This is a genomic window from Streptomyces sp. VRA16 Mangrove soil (assembly GCF_017377775.1).
Taxonomy (GTDB): Bacteria; Actinomycetota; Actinomycetes; order Streptomycetales; family Streptomycetaceae; genus Streptomyces.
The window spans coordinates 1-15,576 of the sequence record NZ_JAFVLN010000026.1; the positions used below are offsets into that span (position 1 = coordinate 1).

General features: G+C 71.3%; 14 protein-coding genes. 2 read left to right on the top strand and 12 right to left on the bottom strand.

Translation table 11 applies throughout. From position 1 onward, the window contains the following. Positions 1–49: 49 nt before the first annotated feature. The 3 genes from J3486_RS40735 to J3486_RS40745 form a co-directional block, all read right to left on the bottom strand. The gene (locus J3486_RS40735) at positions 50–1,663 is read right to left on the bottom strand and encodes a beta-N-acetylhexosaminidase (protein ID WP_207829135.1); all 1,614 of its coding nucleotides are present in this window, start codon (positions 1,661–1,663) and stop codon (positions 50–52) included. 174 nt (positions 1,664–1,837) lie between these two features. Further along, a complete protein-coding gene (locus J3486_RS40740) occupies positions 1,838–2,131 on the bottom strand; it encodes a DUF3039 domain-containing protein (protein ID WP_207829136.1) in 294 nt (97 codons plus the stop codon). 76 nt (positions 2,132–2,207) lie between these two features. Next, positions 2,208–2,768: a YqgE/AlgH family protein gene (locus tag J3486_RS40745; protein WP_207829137.1), complete on the bottom strand. Its 561-nt coding sequence runs from the start codon at positions 2,766–2,768 to the stop codon at positions 2,208–2,210. 252 nt (positions 2,769–3,020) lie between these two features. Here J3486_RS40745 and murA point away from each other — a divergent pair, with 252 nt between their 5' ends. Continuing rightward, entirely contained in the window at positions 3,021–4,361 is a 1,341-nt protein-coding gene (murA, locus tag J3486_RS40750) for a UDP-N-acetylglucosamine 1-carboxyvinyltransferase (RefSeq protein ID WP_207829138.1), read from the top strand. Between the two features lie 272 nt (positions 4,362–4,633). Here murA and J3486_RS40755 read toward each other — a convergent pair whose 3' ends face one another. The 7 genes from J3486_RS40755 to J3486_RS40785 form a co-directional block, all read right to left on the bottom strand. After that, entirely contained in the window at positions 4,634–4,915 is a 282-nt protein-coding gene (locus J3486_RS40755; protein ID WP_016645140.1) for an HU family DNA-binding protein, read from the bottom strand. A 407-nt stretch (positions 4,916–5,322) separates the two neighbouring features. Beyond that, positions 5,323–6,756, bottom strand: coding sequence for an NAD-dependent malic enzyme (locus J3486_RS40760; RefSeq protein WP_207829139.1), 1,434 nt, complete (start codon positions 6,754–6,756; stop codon positions 5,323–5,325). A 334-nt stretch (positions 6,757–7,090) separates the two neighbouring features. Then, on the bottom strand, positions 7,091–9,475 hold the full coding sequence (locus tag J3486_RS40765; RefSeq protein WP_207829141.1) for a UvrD-helicase domain-containing protein: 2,385 nt from the start codon (positions 9,473–9,475) through the stop codon (positions 7,091–7,093). Positions 9,476–9,578: 103 nt separating this feature from the next. Next, a complete protein-coding gene (locus J3486_RS40770; RefSeq protein WP_207829143.1) occupies positions 9,579–10,355 on the bottom strand; it encodes an anti-sigma factor in 777 nt (258 codons plus the stop codon). After that, on the bottom strand, positions 10,352–10,927 hold the full coding sequence (locus J3486_RS40775) for a sigma-70 family RNA polymerase sigma factor (protein ID WP_207829144.1): 576 nt from the start codon (positions 10,925–10,927) through the stop codon (positions 10,352–10,354). Before J3486_RS40775 ends, J3486_RS40770 begins: the two co-directional genes overlap by 4 nt. A gap of 115 nt (positions 10,928–11,042) precedes the next feature. Next, on the bottom strand, positions 11,043–11,639 hold the full coding sequence (locus J3486_RS40780; protein ID WP_207829145.1) for an ABATE domain-containing protein: 597 nt from the start codon (positions 11,637–11,639) through the stop codon (positions 11,043–11,045). A gap of 25 nt (positions 11,640–11,664) precedes the next feature. After that, positions 11,665–12,198 carry a GNAT family N-acetyltransferase gene (locus J3486_RS40785; RefSeq protein WP_207829146.1) on the bottom strand — a complete coding sequence of 178 codons (534 nt, stop codon included), beginning with the start codon at positions 12,196–12,198 and terminating at the stop codon, positions 11,665–11,667. Between the two features lie 93 nt (positions 12,199–12,291). Between J3486_RS40785 and J3486_RS40790 the strand changes: the two genes are divergently transcribed. Next, complete coding sequence (locus tag J3486_RS40790) at positions 12,292–12,855, top strand: DUF1772 domain-containing protein (protein WP_229379405.1); 564 nt, start codon at positions 12,292–12,294, stop codon at positions 12,853–12,855. Between the two features lie 43 nt (positions 12,856–12,898). Here J3486_RS40790 and J3486_RS40795 read toward each other — a convergent pair whose 3' ends face one another. Next, entirely contained in the window at positions 12,899–14,068 is a 1,170-nt protein-coding gene (locus J3486_RS40795; RefSeq protein ID WP_207829148.1) for a uroporphyrinogen-III synthase, read from the bottom strand. A gap of 137 nt (positions 14,069–14,205) precedes the next feature. Continuing rightward, entirely contained in the window at positions 14,206–15,555 is a 1,350-nt protein-coding gene (locus tag J3486_RS40800; RefSeq protein ID WP_207829149.1) for a NarK/NasA family nitrate transporter, read from the bottom strand. Positions 15,556–15,576: the final 21 nt, after the last annotated feature.

Consider the following 15,576-nt stretch of genomic DNA (forward strand, 5'->3'; position numbering starts at 1 on the left):
CCCCCCCCCCCCCCCCCCCGCGGCCGGGACACGCGGTGTCCGGCCCGGCTCACACGTTCGGGGGCGCCCCTTCGATCGGGCGTCCGAGAACCCCGGGGCGCTTCTGCCACGGCAACGGGCCACTCGGCGGACGGTAGTCGACGCCCAGTGCGTCAAGTCGCCGGTAGTGGGCGTTCATTCGGCGCTCGAAGTCCGCCCAGTCGCGCTCGGCGGGGGCGGGCAGCTCGCTCCAGGCCACTTCGCAGAAGGCCGAAAGCCGGGGGAACGCCTGGTAGTCGACGCGCCGGTCGTTCTCCATGACCTCGGTCCAGACGTTGGCCTGGGTGCCGATGACATGCCGGGCCTCGTCCACGGTGAGCTGCGGCGGAACCGGTTCGAAGCGGTAGACGTCCTCCAGGGTGCGGACGAACCCGATGGGGACGGGTTCGTCGGGTCCCGCGGCCTGCCGGTGGTCCAAGTAGACCTGCTGTTCCGGACACATGACGACGTCGTGGCCGGCCCGCGCCGCGGTGATCCCGCCGCCGTAGCCGCGCCAGGACGAGACCGTCGCCCCGGGGGCCAGGCCGCCTTCGAGGATCTCGTCCCAGCCGACGAGCCGGCGCCCGCGCTCACTCAGCCAGGTGTCGAAGTGCCGGATGAACCAGGACTGGAGCTCGTCCTCGTCGGCCAACCCGAGTTCCTTGATACGGGCCTGGGCCGTCGGTGACTGCTTCCACTGGTCCTTCGGGCACTCGTCCCCTCCTACGTGGATGAAGGTGGAGGGGAACAGCTCCAGGAGTTCCTCGAAGACACCTTCGTAGAAGCGCAGGGTGGCGTCGGTGGGGGCGAGGACGTTCGGATTGACGCCCCAGGTGTCCCAGACGGGGAGGGCGGAGGTGTCGACGACGTCGGTGTTGCCGAGTTCGGGGTACGCGTGGATGGCGGCCTGCGAGTGGCCGGGGATGTCGATCTCGGGGACGACGGCGATGTGCCGGGCGTGTGCGTAGGCGACGATCTCGCGGATGTCGTCCTGCGTGTAGAAGCCGCCGTGCGGCTTGTCCTCCCACAACTCCGAGGCCCGGTGCCCGTACTTGGTGCGCGAGCGCCAGGACCCGTCCTGGGTGAGCTTCGGGTACCGCCGGATCTCGACGCGCCAGCCCTGGTCGTCGGTGAGGTGGAAGTGGAAGACGTTGAGCTTGTGGGCGGCGAGCAGGTCGAGATAGCGCAGCACGCCCTCCTTCGGCATGAAGTGCCGGGCGACGTCGAGCATCATGCCCCGCCAGCGGAACCGCGGCGCGTCCTCGATCTCCACCAGCGGCAGCCGCCATGCGTCGCGCCCGGGGAGCGGCGCCCTGCGGTACGCGTCGGGGCCGAGCAACTGGCGCAGCGTCTGGGCGCCCCAGAAGACCCCGGCCGGAGCGCCGCCCTCGACGGTGACGCCGTCGGCGGTGACCCGGAGCCGATACGCCTCGGGCTCCAGGCCCTCGCTCACCGCCAGCCGTACGACGTCGCGGGCGCCCGCGTCCTTGGGCGCGAGCGCGAGCCCGGTCGCCGCGCCGAGCGTGGCGCGCAGCCAGCGGGCGGTGTCCTCGGTGCCCGCGCCCGCCGCGATGCCGGTGTCGTCGCCGAGGACGAGGTGTCCCTCGCCCGGTGTCACGTGCCGAGGTGCCGGAATCAGATCCATCGATGTCGGGCCCTTCCAGTCCGGTTCGAGTCAGAGCGTCGAGTCAGAGCATTGAGTCGGAGCATTGAGTCGGAGCGTCGGGTCGCAAACGGTGTGCGCGCAGCGCAGAGGCCCCCGGCGTGCGTCACCGCACCGCCGGGGGCCTCTCAGGACGGCGGAAGTCGTGAGGAGCGGCTACTTCTTGCCGCCGTCCTTGCCGCCCTTGTCCTTGTCCCCGCCCGCGCCCATGGACTCGTAGATCTCCTTGCACATGGGACAGACGGGATACTTCTTCGGGTCACGGCCCGGCACCCACACCTTGCCGCAGAGCGCGACGACAGGCGTGCCGTCCAGCGCGCTCGCCATGATCTTGTCCTTCTGGACATAGTGGGCGAAGCGCTCGTGATCGCCGTCGCCGTGCGACGTCTGCGGCGTCGGCTCTACGAGGGTCCCCGTACCTGTCCCGCGCTCGGGCTCAAGAGTGCTCATAACCGCCAAGGGTACTTAAGGCCATGGCGTCCTGGCACGGGCCGTTCACCCCGAAGACATGGGCGGATCGGGGGCCTCAGTTGAGCGAGGGGTCGTCCGGGTACGTCGCCACCATCGCCAGCTCGCTGCGCTGGCGCCGCAGCACGGCCCGCCACAGGCCCTCGGGCCGGGTGGACGAGACGTCCCCCGGCTCGGACTCCACGACGTACCAGGCCCCCTCGGTCAGCTCGTCCTCCAGCTGGCCCGGGCCCCAGCCCGAGTAACCGGCGAAGATCCGCAAGGACCCGAGGGCCGCGGCGAGCAGCTCCGGCGGGGTTTCCAGATCGACGAGACCGATCGCGCCGTGCACCCGGCGCCACCCCAGGGGCCCGTCCTCACCGGGGATCACCGCGATGCCGAGCGCCGAGTCGAGCGAGACGGGACCGCCCTGGAAGACGACACCTGGCTCGCCGGCGAGCTCGCCCCAGCCCTCCAGGATGTCGCCGACGTCCACCGGCGTGGGCCGGTTGAGGACGACGCCGAGCGAGCCCTCCTCGTCGTGGTCGAGGAGCAGCACGACCGCCCGGTCGAAATTCGGGTCCGCGAGGGCGGGTGTGGCCACGAGCAGCCGCCCTGTGAGCGAGGACACCTCGGTCATGCCAGACATGATCCCGCATCTGCCCGCCGCGCGGGGAGGCAAGCGCAAGTCCCGTATGCATGCAGGTCGGCGCGCGTGGAAGCGGAAGGGGCGCGCACACCCCGGCCGTCACCCCATGTGTCCGATTCGGAACGGTTCGTGTTGTAGCGAAGTCATGACGGTTCGGCCGGTCCTCGGCCTTACGAAACAGGGGCGGGAGGCCCTTACCCTTGTCCCTTGGCCCCCTGCCCACCTCATCGGAACGCGAGATTCATGACCGTCACCGACGATGTACTGCTTGTCCACGGCGGAACCCCGCTGGAGGGCGAGATCCGTGTCCGCGGCGCGAAGAACCTCGTGCCCAAGGCCATGGTCGCCGCGCTGCTCGGCAGCGCTCCGAGCCGGCTGCGCAATGTCCCGGACATCCGTGACGTCCGTGTCGTACGCGGCCTGCTGCAGCTGCACGGCGTGACGGTCCGCCCCGGCGAGGAGCCGGGCGAGCTGGTGATGGACCCCTCGCACGTGGAGTCGGCGAACGTCGCGGACATCGACGCGCACGCCGGTTCGTCCCGGATCCCGATCCTGCTGTGCGGCCCGCTCCTGCACCGCCTCGGGCACGCGTTCATCCCGGGCCTCGGCGGCTGCGACATCGGCGGCCGGCCGATCGACTTCCACTTCGAGGTGCTCCGGCAGTTCGGCGCGACCATCGAGAAGCGCGCGGACGGCCAGTACCTGGAGGCCCCGCAGCGGCTGCGCGGCACGAAGATCGCGCTGCCCTACCCCTCCGTGGGCGCCACCGAGCAGGTCCTGCTCACGGCCGTCCTCGCCGAGGGCGTCACGGAGCTCTCGAACGCGGCCGTGGAGCCGGAGATCGAGGACCTGATCTGCGTCCTGCAGAAAATGGGCGCGATCATCGCGATGGACACCGACCGCACCATCCGCATCACCGGTGTCGACAAGCTCGGCGGCTACACGCACCGCGCCCTGCCGGACCGCCTGGAGGCGGCCTCCTGGGCGTCCGCGGCGCTCGCCACCGAGGGCAACATCTACGTACGCGGCGCCCAGCAGCGCTCGATGATGACGTTCCTCAACACGTACCGGAAGGTCGGCGGCGCCTTCGAGATCGACGACGAGGGCATCCGCTTCTGGCACCCCGGCGGCCAGCTGAAGTCCATCGCGCTGGAGACGGACGTCCACCCGGGCTTCCAGACCGACTGGCAGCAGCCGCTGGTCGTCGCCCTGACGCAGGCCACGGGCCTCTCGATCATCCACGAGACGGTCTACGAGTCGCGCCTCGGCTTCACCTCCGCGCTCAACCAGATGGGCGCGCACATCCAGCTCTACCGCGAGTGCCTGGGCGGCTCCGACTGCCGCTTCGGCCAGCGCAACTTCCTGCACTCCGCGGTCGTCTCGGGACCGACCAAGCTGGAGGGCGCCGACCTGGTCATCCCCGACCTGCGCGGCGGCTTCTCGTACCTGATCGCGGCGCTGGCGGCGCAGGGCACGTCCCGGGTGCACGGCATCGACCTGATCAACCGGGGCTACGAGAACTTCATGGAGAAGCTCGTGGAACTCGGCGCCAAGGTGGAACTCCCGGGCAAGGCGCTCGGCTAGCCGCAGCTCGCTCTCCCTGGCTCTACGTCGATGGGGGCCACCCGGATCTTCCGGGTGGCCCCCATCGGCGTACGGGCGGCTCCTGGGCTGCCACGGAAGCTTTCACGGCCGTCTGCGGGCCGGTGGGGGCTGGTCGCGCAGTTCCCCGCGCCCCTGAGGCATGCGCTGCGCGAGAAGTCCCACCGGAGCCGCACCCGACCACGCACCCCAAAACGCCGGCGGGCGGCCACCCGGAACCCCGGATGACCGCCCGCCGCAAGATCGCCGAAGACTTACTTGCCCTTGGCGGCTTCCTTGAGCTTGGAGCCCGCGGAGACCTTGACGCTGTAACCGGCCGGGATGTTGATCGGCTCGCCGGTCTGCGGGTTACGAGCGGTGCGAGCGGCACGGTGCGTGCGCTCGAAGGTCAGGAAGCCGGGGATGGTGACCTTCTCGTCGCCCTTGGCAACGATCTCGCCGACGGTCTCGGCGAACGCGGCCAGCACGGCGTCGGCGTCCTTGCGGGTCACCTCGGCGCGGTCGGCCAGCGCGGCCACCAGCTCACTGCGGTTCATGTTTGTACTCCCGTGTTCTTCTTGCCGTTGAGGCGTGTGCCACGCGGCGCGAAGCCGCATGTTGGGCAACAACGAAGCCGATGCTGCCAGGGTCTCGGTCAGGCCCAGGACCCGGGTCCGTCGTCCGAACCCTCGCGCCCGAAGACGCATCCTGCCCCCACCAGCGGCGGTAAAGCCAATCCGGCACCCGTGGGGGTCACACGGAAAGCGCCACCGCCCTGGGACCGGGCGGGTCGGGGGGGCCTGCTTCCCGGCCACCCTAGAGGGCCCGCAAGGGCCCCGCATTCCGCGACGCGCCGTTCCTCAGGCGGTCGTGGCGCCCGTCACAGCGGCCCCGGCTCGCCCGAGGCCTTGCGGCGGACCCTGCCGGAGACGCGAGGCTGTGCACGCACATCTGCGTCGATCGATTACTGCCCACCAGCCCCGGCCGGGCCCGCCGACAAGGCCTTCGCCGCGTCGCGCACGGCGCCCGCCACGGCGCCCGCGACCTTGTCGTTGAAGACGCTGGGGATGATGTAGTTCGGGTTGAGCTCGTCCTCACCGACGACGTTCGCCAGGGCCGTGGCCGCGGCCAGCATCATGTCGGTGTTCACGGTGCGCGACTGGGCGTCGAGCAGGCCTCGGAAGACGCCCGGGAAGACCAGCACGTTGTTGATCTGGTTCGGGAAGTCCGAGCGGCCCGTGGCCACGACGGCCGCCGACTGGCGGGCGACCGCCGGGTCGACCTCCGGGTCCGGGTTCGCGAGCGCGAACACGATCGCACCTTCGGCCATCGCCGCGACGTCGTCGCCGTTCAGGACGTTCGGGGCCGAGACGCCGATGAAGACGTCCGCGCCGACGACGGCCTCCTTGAGCGTGCCGGTCAGGCTCTCCGGGTTGGTGTTGTCGGCGATCCAGCGCAGCGGCGACTCGCTGTCGGCGTTCACCAGGTCCTCGCGGTCGGCGTGCACGACGCCGTGGATGTCCGCCACGACGGCGTTCTTGACGCCCGCGGCGAGCAGCAGCTTGAGGATGGCGGTACCGGCCGCGCCGGCGCCCGACATGACGACCCGGATGTCGCCAATTGCCTTGCCCGCGACGCGAAGTGCGTTCATGAGGGCGGCGAGGACGACGATCGCCGTGCCGTGCTGGTCGTCGTGGAAGACGGGGATGTCGAGGGCCTCGCGCAGCCGGGCCTCGATCTCGAAGCAGCGCGGCGCGGAGATGTCCTCCAGGTTGATGCCCGCGAAGCCGGGGGCGATCGCCTTGACGATCTCGACGATGGCGTCGGTGTCCTGGGTGTCCAGGCAGATCGGCCAGGCGTCGATGTCGGCGAAGCGCTTGAAGAGGGCCGCCTTGCCCTCCATGACCGGCATGGCCGCCATCGGGCCGATGTTGCCCAGGCCGAGGACGGCGGAGCCGTCCGTCACGACCGCAACCGTGTTCCGCTTGATGGTCAGGCGGCGGGCGTCCTCGGGGTTCTCGGCGATCGCCATGCAGACGCGGGCCACACCCGGCGTGTAGACCATGGACAGGTCGTCACGGTTGCGGATGGGGTGCTTGGACTGCATCTCGATCTTGCCGCCGAGGTGCATCAGGAACGTACGGTCGGAGACCTTGCCGAGCGTGACGCCCTCGATGCCGCGGAGCTTCTCGACGATCTCGTCGGCGTGGGAGGTCGACGTGGCCGCGATGGTGACGTCGATACGGAGCTTCTCGTGGCCGGAAGCGGTGACGTCGAGGCCGGTCACCGAGCCGCCGGAGGACTCCACGGCGGTGGTGAGCTGCGAAACGGCCGTTCCGCTCGCGGGCACCTCCAGCCGGACCGTCATCGAGTAGGAGACGCTGGGCGCCGTTGCCATGGCCGACTTCCTCTGCTTTCACGTAGCTATTGCTGTCCGATCGTCGCACCTACCGTCGAGTACGTGGTAGCCGCATCGGATTTTGAACCTTACGTTCATCTCGCTTTTGGAAACTGAGTTCCACCATACGAGAAGTTACCTCAACCGGGACCCCCAACAGAAAGAGACCCACGTCACTTCCGTGACGTGGGTCTCTCTCGAACGTCTATGACACCGACCCGCCATGCTCGCCTCGCGGCAAGTGGTCCCTCTAAGGGACGAAGGTTGGGCCCGGGGGCTTGGATCGAGCCGGTGCCGTCATCAACGGTAACACCGAGAACTACGGAGACAAGGGTCAGTCGCGCAGCAGGTCCGGCACTCCCTCGGCGTCCGGTTCGTCACGGTCCGACGAGACGACCGTGAGCTGCTGGGTGGCCCGGGTCAGGGCGACGTAGAGGACGCGCAGACCGGCCGGGGACTCGTCCGCGATCTCCGCCGGGGAGACCACGATCGTGGCGTCGTACTCCAGGCCCTTGGCCTCCAGCGAGCCGAGCGCGACGACGCGGTCGCCGAGCCCGGACAGCCAACGGGCCGCCTCCCCGCGCCGGTTCATCGCCACGACGACACCGACCGTGCCGTCGACCCGCTCCAGAAGCCGGGCGGCCTCCTCGCGGACGGTGTCGCCCAGCCTGTCGCGCACCACCGTGAAGCGCGGCTCCACGCCCGTCGAGCGAACCGCCGACGGGGACGTGGAGCCCGGCATCGCGAGCGCCAGCACCTTGGCGGCCAGGTCCGCGATCTCGGACGGGTTGCGGTAGTTGACCGTCAGCTCGAAGCGGCGGCGCGGGCGGGTGCCGAGGGCCTCGTCGCGGGCCTCGGCCGCCTCGTCCGGCGTCGACCAGGAGGACTGCGCCGGGTCACCGACGATCGTCCACGTCGCGTGCCGGCCGCGGCGGCCCACCATGCGCCACTGCATGGGGGTGAGGTCCTGCGCCTCGTCGACGATGACGTGCGCGTACTCGGTACGTTCCTGGGCCAGCCGCTCGGCGCGCTCGTACTGGGTCTCCTCGCGCTGCGGCATCAGCTCCTCGAGCCCGGTGAGCTGGTCCAGCGGGTCGTACTCGCGCTTCCTCTTCGGGCGGGCCGGGGCGCCGAGGACGGCGTTCAGCTCGTCGAGCAGGGCGATGTCGTGGACCGAGTACGCCTCCCGCTTCAGGGACCTGGCGACCTTGCGGACCTCGCCCGGGTTCAGGATGCGCCGGGCCCAGCGGCCCAGGCGCTTCTCGTCGGCCATCGCGGCGAGCACCCCGCGCGGCGTCAGCTCCGGCCACCACGCGTCGAGGAACGCGATGAACGCGTCCTCCGTCGTGATGTCCTCGTCGAAGGAGGCCCGCAGCTCGGCCGCCAGCTCGGGGTCCGTGTGCCGGCCCGCCGCGCCGGACTGGGCGTACAGCGCGTCGAGCAGGAGACGGCGGGCGCGCGGGCGCAGGTGGTTGACCGGGGCGGTGCCGCTCAGGGCGTTCTGCCGGATGCGGTTGAGCTGGCCCGCGTCGAGCTCCAGGCGGCGGCCGAAGGCGACGACACGCAGCCGGTTCGGGGTGCCACCCGTGCCACCGGCCGGGGCCTCCTCCTCGCCGAACGCGAGCTGTCCGTCGGCGGCGGGCGCCGGAGCCGGGCCCGCGGAGGTTTCCAGTGCCCCCCGCGCCGCCTTGCGCAGCACCTTCAGCATCCGCGACGAGCCCTTCACACGGGCGACGGCCGGGCTGTCGTACTCCGTGGCCTCCGCGCCGTCGACCAAGGAGCCGACCGCGCGGATCGCGACCTGCCCCTCCTCGCCGAGCGACGGCAGCACGCCCTCCGTGTAGGCGACGAGCAGCGGGGTCGGGGAGACGATCAGGATGCCGCCCGCGTACCGGCGGCGGTCCTGGTAGAGCAGGTAGGCGGCGCGGTGCAGGGCGACGGCCGTCTTGCCGGTGCCGGGGCCGCCCTCCACGTACGTCACCGAGGCGGCGGGGGCCCGGATGACCAGGTCCTGCTCGGCCTGGATGGACGCCACGATGTCGCGCATCGAGTGGCTGCGGGCCTGACCCAGGGCGGCCATCAGCGCGCCGTCACCGATCGCGGGCAGCGCCTCGCCGTCCAGGAACGCGGTCAGCTCGGGGCGCATCAGATCGTCCTCGACGCCGAGCACCTTGCGGCCCTTGGAGCGGATGACGCGACGGCGCACGACACGGCCCGGGTCCACCGGCGTGGAACGGTAGAAGGGCGCGGCCGCGGGCGCCCGCCAGTCGATGACCAGCGGCGCGTAGTCGGCGTCCAGGACGCCGATGCGGCCGATGTGCAGGGTCTCGGCGATGTCGGCCGTGTTGTCCTCGCGGACGGCTCCCTCGGCCGGCTCCACGGCGGTGTACGCGCCGTCGGGGCCCTTCTTGCCGTCCTTGCCGAGCAGCAGGTCGATCCGGCCGAACAGGAAGTCCTCGAACTCGTTGTTGAGGCGGTTGAGGTGGATTCCCGCGCGGAACACCTGGGCGTCGCGCTCGGCGAGTGCGCCGGGAGTGCCGACCTGACCGCGCTTGGCGGCGTCGTCCATGAGGAACTCGGCCTCGTGGATCTTCTCCTCCAGGCGGCGGTAGACGGCGTCGAGGTGCTGCTGTTCGACGCCGACCTCACGGTCACGAACGGAGTCCGCACTCATGCTGTCCGAGTCCACCGCTGAATTGTGCTGAGCCTGAGCGGCCACCGGGCCCCCTTCTGACGTGCTGGGCAGCCGTCAAAGGTACGCGAAAGGGGCCCGGGGAAGCTACGTAGAAAAGGTCACGGCTCGGCCTGTCCCACGACAGGACTCAGACGTTCACCTCCACGAGCCGCCTGCCGTCGAGCGTCTCCACCTCGAAGCGGTCGATCTGATTGCGCTCGAAGGCGGCGCCCCCGTGCACGTACAGGGGGTACTCGGCGCTCTTGTGCGGGCTGTCCGGGATGCCGTAACCCCACTTCGGGACGGCCCACGTGGTCACCGTCTCGCGCTCGCCGTTCTTGCCGACCGCGATCAGTGAGCACTTGAGCGGGCCCTTGACGTTCTTCAGCTCAAGGACCGTGTGGGTGCCCCACGCCTTCTTCTCCATGCCGACCGTCGCGCTGACGTTCGTGGTGGTGTCCGTCGCCGCCACCTTGTCGGAGATGTGCTGGAAGGCCTGCTCGGCGGGGCCCATGCCGGCCATCGTGCCGGTGGTGTTCGAGCCGTCGTCGGTCGCCGCCATCACCGTCAGCGGGCCGCCGATGATCAGCGCGGCCGCCGCGGCCACCAGATACAGGCTCCTGCGGCGCTTGCGGCCGCGGGTGCGGGTGACCTCCTCGACGAGGGTGTCCGCGAGGCGCGGGCTCGGCCGGGCGGCCAGCGAGGCGCCGACGACCGGGTTGCCGCGCTCGGCCGGCAGATCGGCGAGGGCGGCGAGCATCGGCTCCATGCCCGCGAACTCCTCCAGCTGCCGCGCGCAGAGGTCGCACCCGGCCAGGTGCGCCTCGAAGGCGGTGGCCTCGGCGTCGTCCAGAATGCCCAGCGCGTAGGCGCCGACCGTCTCGTGCACATCGCCGGCCGACTGGTCCCCGTTCCTGTACGTCATGCCGTCACCCCCCGCTCCTCCAGCGCCAGCTTCATCGAGCGCAGGGCGTAGAACACCCGTGAGCGCACCGTGCCGCTGGGGATGCCGAGCGTCTCGGCCGCCTCATTGACGGTACGCCCTTTGAAGTACGTCTCGACCAGTACTTCACGGTGTGCGGGGGTCAGGTCCTCCAGGGCATCGGACAGCGTCATCAGCCACAGCGCCTTGTCGATCTCGTCCTCCGCGGGGATGACCTCCAGCGGCGACGGATCGACCTCCTGCGGCCGGGCCTGCCGGCTGCGGTGACCGTCGATGACGATGCGCCGGGCGACCGTCACCAGCCAGGGGCGTACCGAACCGGTCGCACGGTTGAGCTGACCGGCGTTCTTCCAGGCACGGATGAGGGTCTCCTGCACGACGTCCTCGGCGCGCTGCCGGTCCCCCGCCACGAGCCGTAGCACGTAGGCGAGCAGGGGCCGCGCATGCTCGGCGTAGAGCGCGCGCATCAGCTCCTCGTCGGGCTCCGGGGGCCGCGGCGCTCGATGTCGGGCCCGGGGCGGGCGTTCATCGGCCACGGCGGAATCCTTGCGCACGCCTACCTCCGGTGTCCCCAGTTCGGTGATGTCCTGTGGCTGGGCTCACGACGGTGATACGCAGACGAACGCGCGTTTGTTCAAAGGGAGTTGGCTCAACGTTCCACGGATGCGCTCAAGCCCTGGCGAGAGCCGCCCTGCGCCGGTGTCTCGCCACCCGCTCCCGGTTGCCGCAGACCTCGCTGGAGCACCAGCGGCGGCGCCTGCCGCGCGAGGTGTCGAGATAGATGATCGGGCAGTTGTCACCCTCGCACTGGCGCAGGGCGCCGCGCGCCGCGGGGTCGGTCAGCAGGTCGACCGTGTCGCGGGCGACGGCCGCGAGCAGGGCCGGGCAGCCGGGTTCCGCGTACAGGGAGCGGACCAGGGTGCCCTCGGAGGTGCGGACCGCGCAGGGGGCGGGCGGGGCGGCGCGGGCGAGGAGGTTGACGCGTTCCAGGGCGGCGTGAGCGGGGCGTCCGGCCAGCTCGCCGCGGACCAACTGGCCGATGTGGCCGCGCAGTTCGTGGAAGGCGGCGAGCCAGCCGGGCGGAACCCGCACGTCGGAGCCGGGCGGGAGCAGGCCGGCCCCGGCCAGCCAGGCGCGCAGCCGGTCGGGGGACGTGAGGCGTTCGACGGGATGTGCGGTGGCGACCAGGTCCAGGCAGAGGCGTCCGGAGTCGAACCGCAGCTCTTGCAGTGAGGGGTGGGGGGACCCTGTGGGTACTGCTGCCATGTCCTCTACAGTGCCCGTCCCGCTCCTACTTGGGAATGTGCCGGGGAGCATCGTCGTGCAGCAGGCGCTGGAAGAGGACGTGGTCGCGCCACGCGCCGTTGATGTGGAGGTACTTGGGCGCGAGCCCGAACCGCTCGAAGCCGCACTTGGCGAGCACCCGCTGCGAGGCCGTGTTGTCGACGAGGGTGCCGGCCTCCAGGCGGTGCAGTCCGAGATCGTCGCGGGCCTCGCGGACGATCTCCTCGACCGCGGCGGGGATCAGCCCGCGCCCCCGGTAGTCGCCGTCGACCCAGTAGCCGACGCTCGCGCCGCACAGCGGACCCATGACGATGCCGGTGAGCTCGACCCGGCCGACCACCCGCTCCCCCTCGAACAGCAGCCAGACCACCGCGTTCTCCGCGGTGATCCGGGCCTCCTGCGCCTTCGCCGTGTAGTAGTCGGGCGCACGGTAGGGCTCCGTCGCGCGCAGATGCTCCTTGTTTCGGATCACGGCGTCGGCGAGGGCCTGGGCGTCGTCCGCGGTGGCGCGGCGCACTTCGATGTCCGGGGCGATCAGCATGTCCGTACGGTACGAGGCCGCCGTGGACGCTCGCTTATGGGGGTGCGCGGCTCACCGATGTCCGGCGGGCGGGGCCGCGGCTTGACTGAGGCCATGACTTCTTCGCAGCGGTTCGACGGGTTCGTGATGGGTGCGGCGACCGTGGCCGTGGGGCTTGCCGCCGGCTCCTTCTACGTCTTCGGGTGCGCCGTGATGCCCGCGCTGGCGCGCAGCGACGACCGTACGTACATCGAGGTGATGCAGAACATCAACGACGTGATCCAGAACCCGGTGTTCTTCCTGAGCTTCGTCGGGGCGCTGCTGCTCACCGGCGTGCTCGCCTGGCGGACCCGGCGCGAGCGGGCGCTGCGCACCTGGGTGTGGGTGGCGTTCGCCGCGTACGTCGCCGCGTTCGTGCTCACCTCGGGGGTGAACGTGCCGCTGAACGACGCGCTGGCCCGCGCGGGCGACCCGGCCCGGATCGCCGACCCGGCCCGGGTGCGCGCCGACTTCGAGGGGCCGTGGGTGGCGTGGAACGTGGTGCGGGCGGTGCTGTGCACGGTGTCCCTGGGCTGTCTGGCCCGCGCTCTGGCGGTGTGGGCCCGCACGCGGGCCGCGCGCCCCGGGCACTTCCCCCGTGTCGGGCAGCCCGCGGGCGCCGCGCGCCCCGGCCGATGACCGCGGCGGCTGGACGCGGTCACCGGCCGGGGCGCGAAACCCCCTACAGGTCCGCGTACTTGGTGTCCGCCGACGGGTCGAGCGCCAGCCGGTACCCCCGCTTCACCACCGTCTGGATCAGCTTGGGCACGCCGAGCGTCGAGCGGAGACGGGCCATCGCCGTCTCCACCGCGTGCTCGTCGCGGCCCGCGCCGGGCAGCGCGCGCAGCAGCTCCGCGCGGGACACCACCCAGCCGGGCCGGCGGGCCAGGGCGCGCAGCAGGGACATGCCGGCGGGCGGTACGGGGCGCAGCGCGCCGTCGACCAGGACGGCGTGCCCGCGGATCTCCACCCGGTGCCCCGCTATCGGCAACGTCCGTGCGCGGGCGGGCAGTTCGAGGCAGAGCAGCTGCACCAGCGGGCCGAGCCGGAAGCGCTCGGGCTGCACCGTGTCGATGCCGCGGGCCTGCAGCGGCAGCGCGGTGACCGGGCCCACGCAGGCGGGCACGACGTCGTGGTGCAGGGCGGACAGCAGTTCCGGCAGCAGGCCGCGCTCCTCGGCGCGGGCCAGCAGGGACGCCGCCGCGGGGGCCGAGGTGAACGTCAGCGCGTCCAGGCCCCGCGCGACCGTCGCGTCCAGGAGGCGGTCCACCGGCCCTATGTCCTCGGGCGGCATCCAGCGGTAGACGGGCACGCCGACCACCTCGGCGCCCGCCTCCTTCAGCGCCTCCACGAAGCCGGGCAGCGGATCGCCGTGCAGCTGGATGGCGACGCGGCGCCCCTCGACCCCCTCCGTGAGGAGCCGGTCCAGGACCTCCGCCATCGACTCGGACGACGGCGACCAGTCCTCGGTGAGGCCCGCCGCGCGGATCGCGCCCTTCACCTTGGGCCCGCGGGCGAGGAGTTCGACGCTGCCGAGCCGGGCGAGCAGCGCCTCGCCGAGCCCCCAGCCCTCCGCCGCCTCCACCCAGCCGCGGAACCCGATCGCGGTCGTCGCGACCACGACGTCGGGCGCGTGGTCGATCAACTCCTTGGTCGCCGCGAGGAGTTCGCTGTCGTCGGCGAGCGGCACGATCCGCAGTGCGGGCGCGTGCAGCACGGACGCACCGCGCCGCTGGAGCAGCGCGCCCAGTTCGTCGGCCCGCCGCGCGGCGGTCACGCCGACGGTGAAGCCCGCTAGCGGACCGTGCGCCGGTGGCCGCGCGGCCCCGGCGGTCTGCTGTTCGTCGTACATGCTGGTTCTCGTCCCGCTCGACGGTCGTCCCGTACCCGCCACACCCCATCGATGCAGGCGTGGCGTCGTCCGAGCCTGTCAACGCCCCGTGACAGACCCGGATCCACGTGATTGCGTACGTGTTACGGGGACGTCTCTCACACCTCGGCGTAGCTGAGCTGCGGCTTCGCCTCCGCGGTGGGGGTCGCCACCGTGCGGGAGGCCGAGCGGCGAAGGTATACGGACCAGGTCACCACGAAGCACACCGCGTAGAAGACGAGGAAGGCGACGAAGGCGCCGGTGCCGGTGCCCGCCGTCTGGAAGGACTGCCGGAAGGCCAGGTTGATGCCGAGGCCGCCGAGCGCGCCGACCGCGCCGATCAGTCCCATCGAGGCCCCGGAGAGCCGGCGCCCGTACGCGGCCGCCTCCTCCCCCGCGAGCCCCATGTTCACGGCCTTGGCCTGGAAGATGCCCGGGATCATCTTGTACGTCGACCCGTTGCCGAGGCCGCTGAGCACGAACACGACGATGAACGCGACCGTGAACAGCGGCAGCGACTTCTGCACCGAGGCCAGCGCGACCACGCCCGTGGCGACCGCCATCGCCACGAAGTTCCACAGCGTGATGCGGGCGCCGCCGAAGCGGTCCGCGAGCTTGCCGCCGACCGGGCGGATCAGGGAGCCGAGCAGCGGGCCGATGAAGGTGATCGAGGCCGCCTGCAGCGGCGTCCGGCCGAACTGGGTCTGGAGCACGAGCCCGAAGGCGAACGAGTAGCCGATGAACGAGCCGAACGTGCCGATGTAGAGGAACGCCATGATCCAGGTGTGGCCGTCCTTCACGGCCTCCAGGGCGGCGCCGGTGTCGTTCTTGACGGTGGCCAGGTTGTTCATGAACAGCGCCGAGAGCACCGCCGCGACGACGATCAGCGGGATGTAGATGCCGAGCAGCACGCGCGGGCCGCCGCTCGCCCCGATCACGGCGAGCGCGACGAGCTGCACGACGGGCACGCCGATGTTGCCGCCGCCCGCGTTCAGACCGAGCGCCCAGCCCTTCTTGCGCAGCGGGTAGAAGGAGTTGATGTTCGTCATGGAGGAGGCGAAGTTGCCGCCGCCGACGCCGGTGAGCGCGGCGCACACCATGAACGTGCTGTACGAGGTGCCCGGCTCCATCACGACGAACGCCGCGACCGACGGCACGAGCAGCATGCTCGCCGAGACGATCGTCCAGTTGCGGCCGCCGAAGACCGCGACCGCGAAGGTGTAGGGGACGCGGGCGAAGGCCCCGACGAGGGTGGCCATCGAGACGAGGAAGAACTTCCCCGCCGGGTCGATGCCGTACTCGGGGCCCATGAACAGGACCATGACCGACCACAGGCTCCAGATCGAGAACCCGATGTGCTCGGACAGGATGGAGAAGGCGAGATTCCGCCGGGCGACCTTGGCGCCGGTTTCCTCCCAGAAGGTCTCGTCCTCGGGGTCCCACTGTTCGATCCAGCTCCGGCCGGCCATCTGACGCCTCCAGGTCGCGGT

What these genes read in the sequence shown, in the direction of transcription:
- J3486_RS40735 (WP_207829135.1), bottom strand. Translation starts at nt 1,663, where the DNA reads ATGGATCTGATTCCGGCACCTCGGCACGTGACACCGGGCGAGGGACAC.
- J3486_RS40740 (WP_207829136.1), bottom strand. Translation starts at nt 2,131, where the DNA reads ATGAGCACTCTTGAGCCCGAGCGCGGGACAGGTACGGGGACCCTCGTA.
- J3486_RS40745 (WP_207829137.1), bottom strand. Translation starts at nt 2,768, where the DNA reads ATGACCGAGGTGTCCTCGCTCACAGGGCGGCTGCTCGTGGCCACACCC.
- murA (WP_207829138.1), top strand. Translation starts at nt 3,021, where the DNA reads ATGACCGTCACCGACGATGTACTGCTTGTCCACGGCGGAACCCCGCTG.
- J3486_RS40755 (WP_016645140.1), bottom strand. Translation starts at nt 4,915, where the DNA reads ATGAACCGCAGTGAGCTGGTGGCCGCGCTGGCCGACCGCGCCGAGGTG.
- J3486_RS40760 (WP_207829139.1), bottom strand. Translation starts at nt 6,756, where the DNA reads ATGGCAACGGCGCCCAGCGTCTCCTACTCGATGACGGTCCGGCTGGAG.
- J3486_RS40770 (WP_207829143.1), bottom strand. Translation starts at nt 10,355, where the DNA reads ATGACGTACAGGAACGGGGACCAGTCGGCCGGCGATGTGCACGAGACG.
- J3486_RS40780 (WP_207829145.1), bottom strand. Translation starts at nt 11,639, where the DNA reads ATGGCAGCAGTACCCACAGGGTCCCCCCACCCCTCACTGCAAGAGCTG.
- J3486_RS40785 (WP_207829146.1), bottom strand. Translation starts at nt 12,198, where the DNA reads ATGCTGATCGCCCCGGACATCGAAGTGCGCCGCGCCACCGCGGACGAC.
- J3486_RS40790 (WP_229379405.1), top strand. Translation starts at nt 12,292, where the DNA reads ATGACTTCTTCGCAGCGGTTCGACGGGTTCGTGATGGGTGCGGCGACC.
- J3486_RS40795 (WP_207829148.1), bottom strand. Translation starts at nt 14,068, where the DNA reads ATGTACGACGAACAGCAGACCGCCGGGGCCGCGCGGCCACCGGCGCAC.
- J3486_RS40800 (WP_207829149.1), bottom strand. Translation starts at nt 15,555, where the DNA reads ATGGCCGGCCGGAGCTGGATCGAACAGTGGGACCCCGAGGACGAGACC.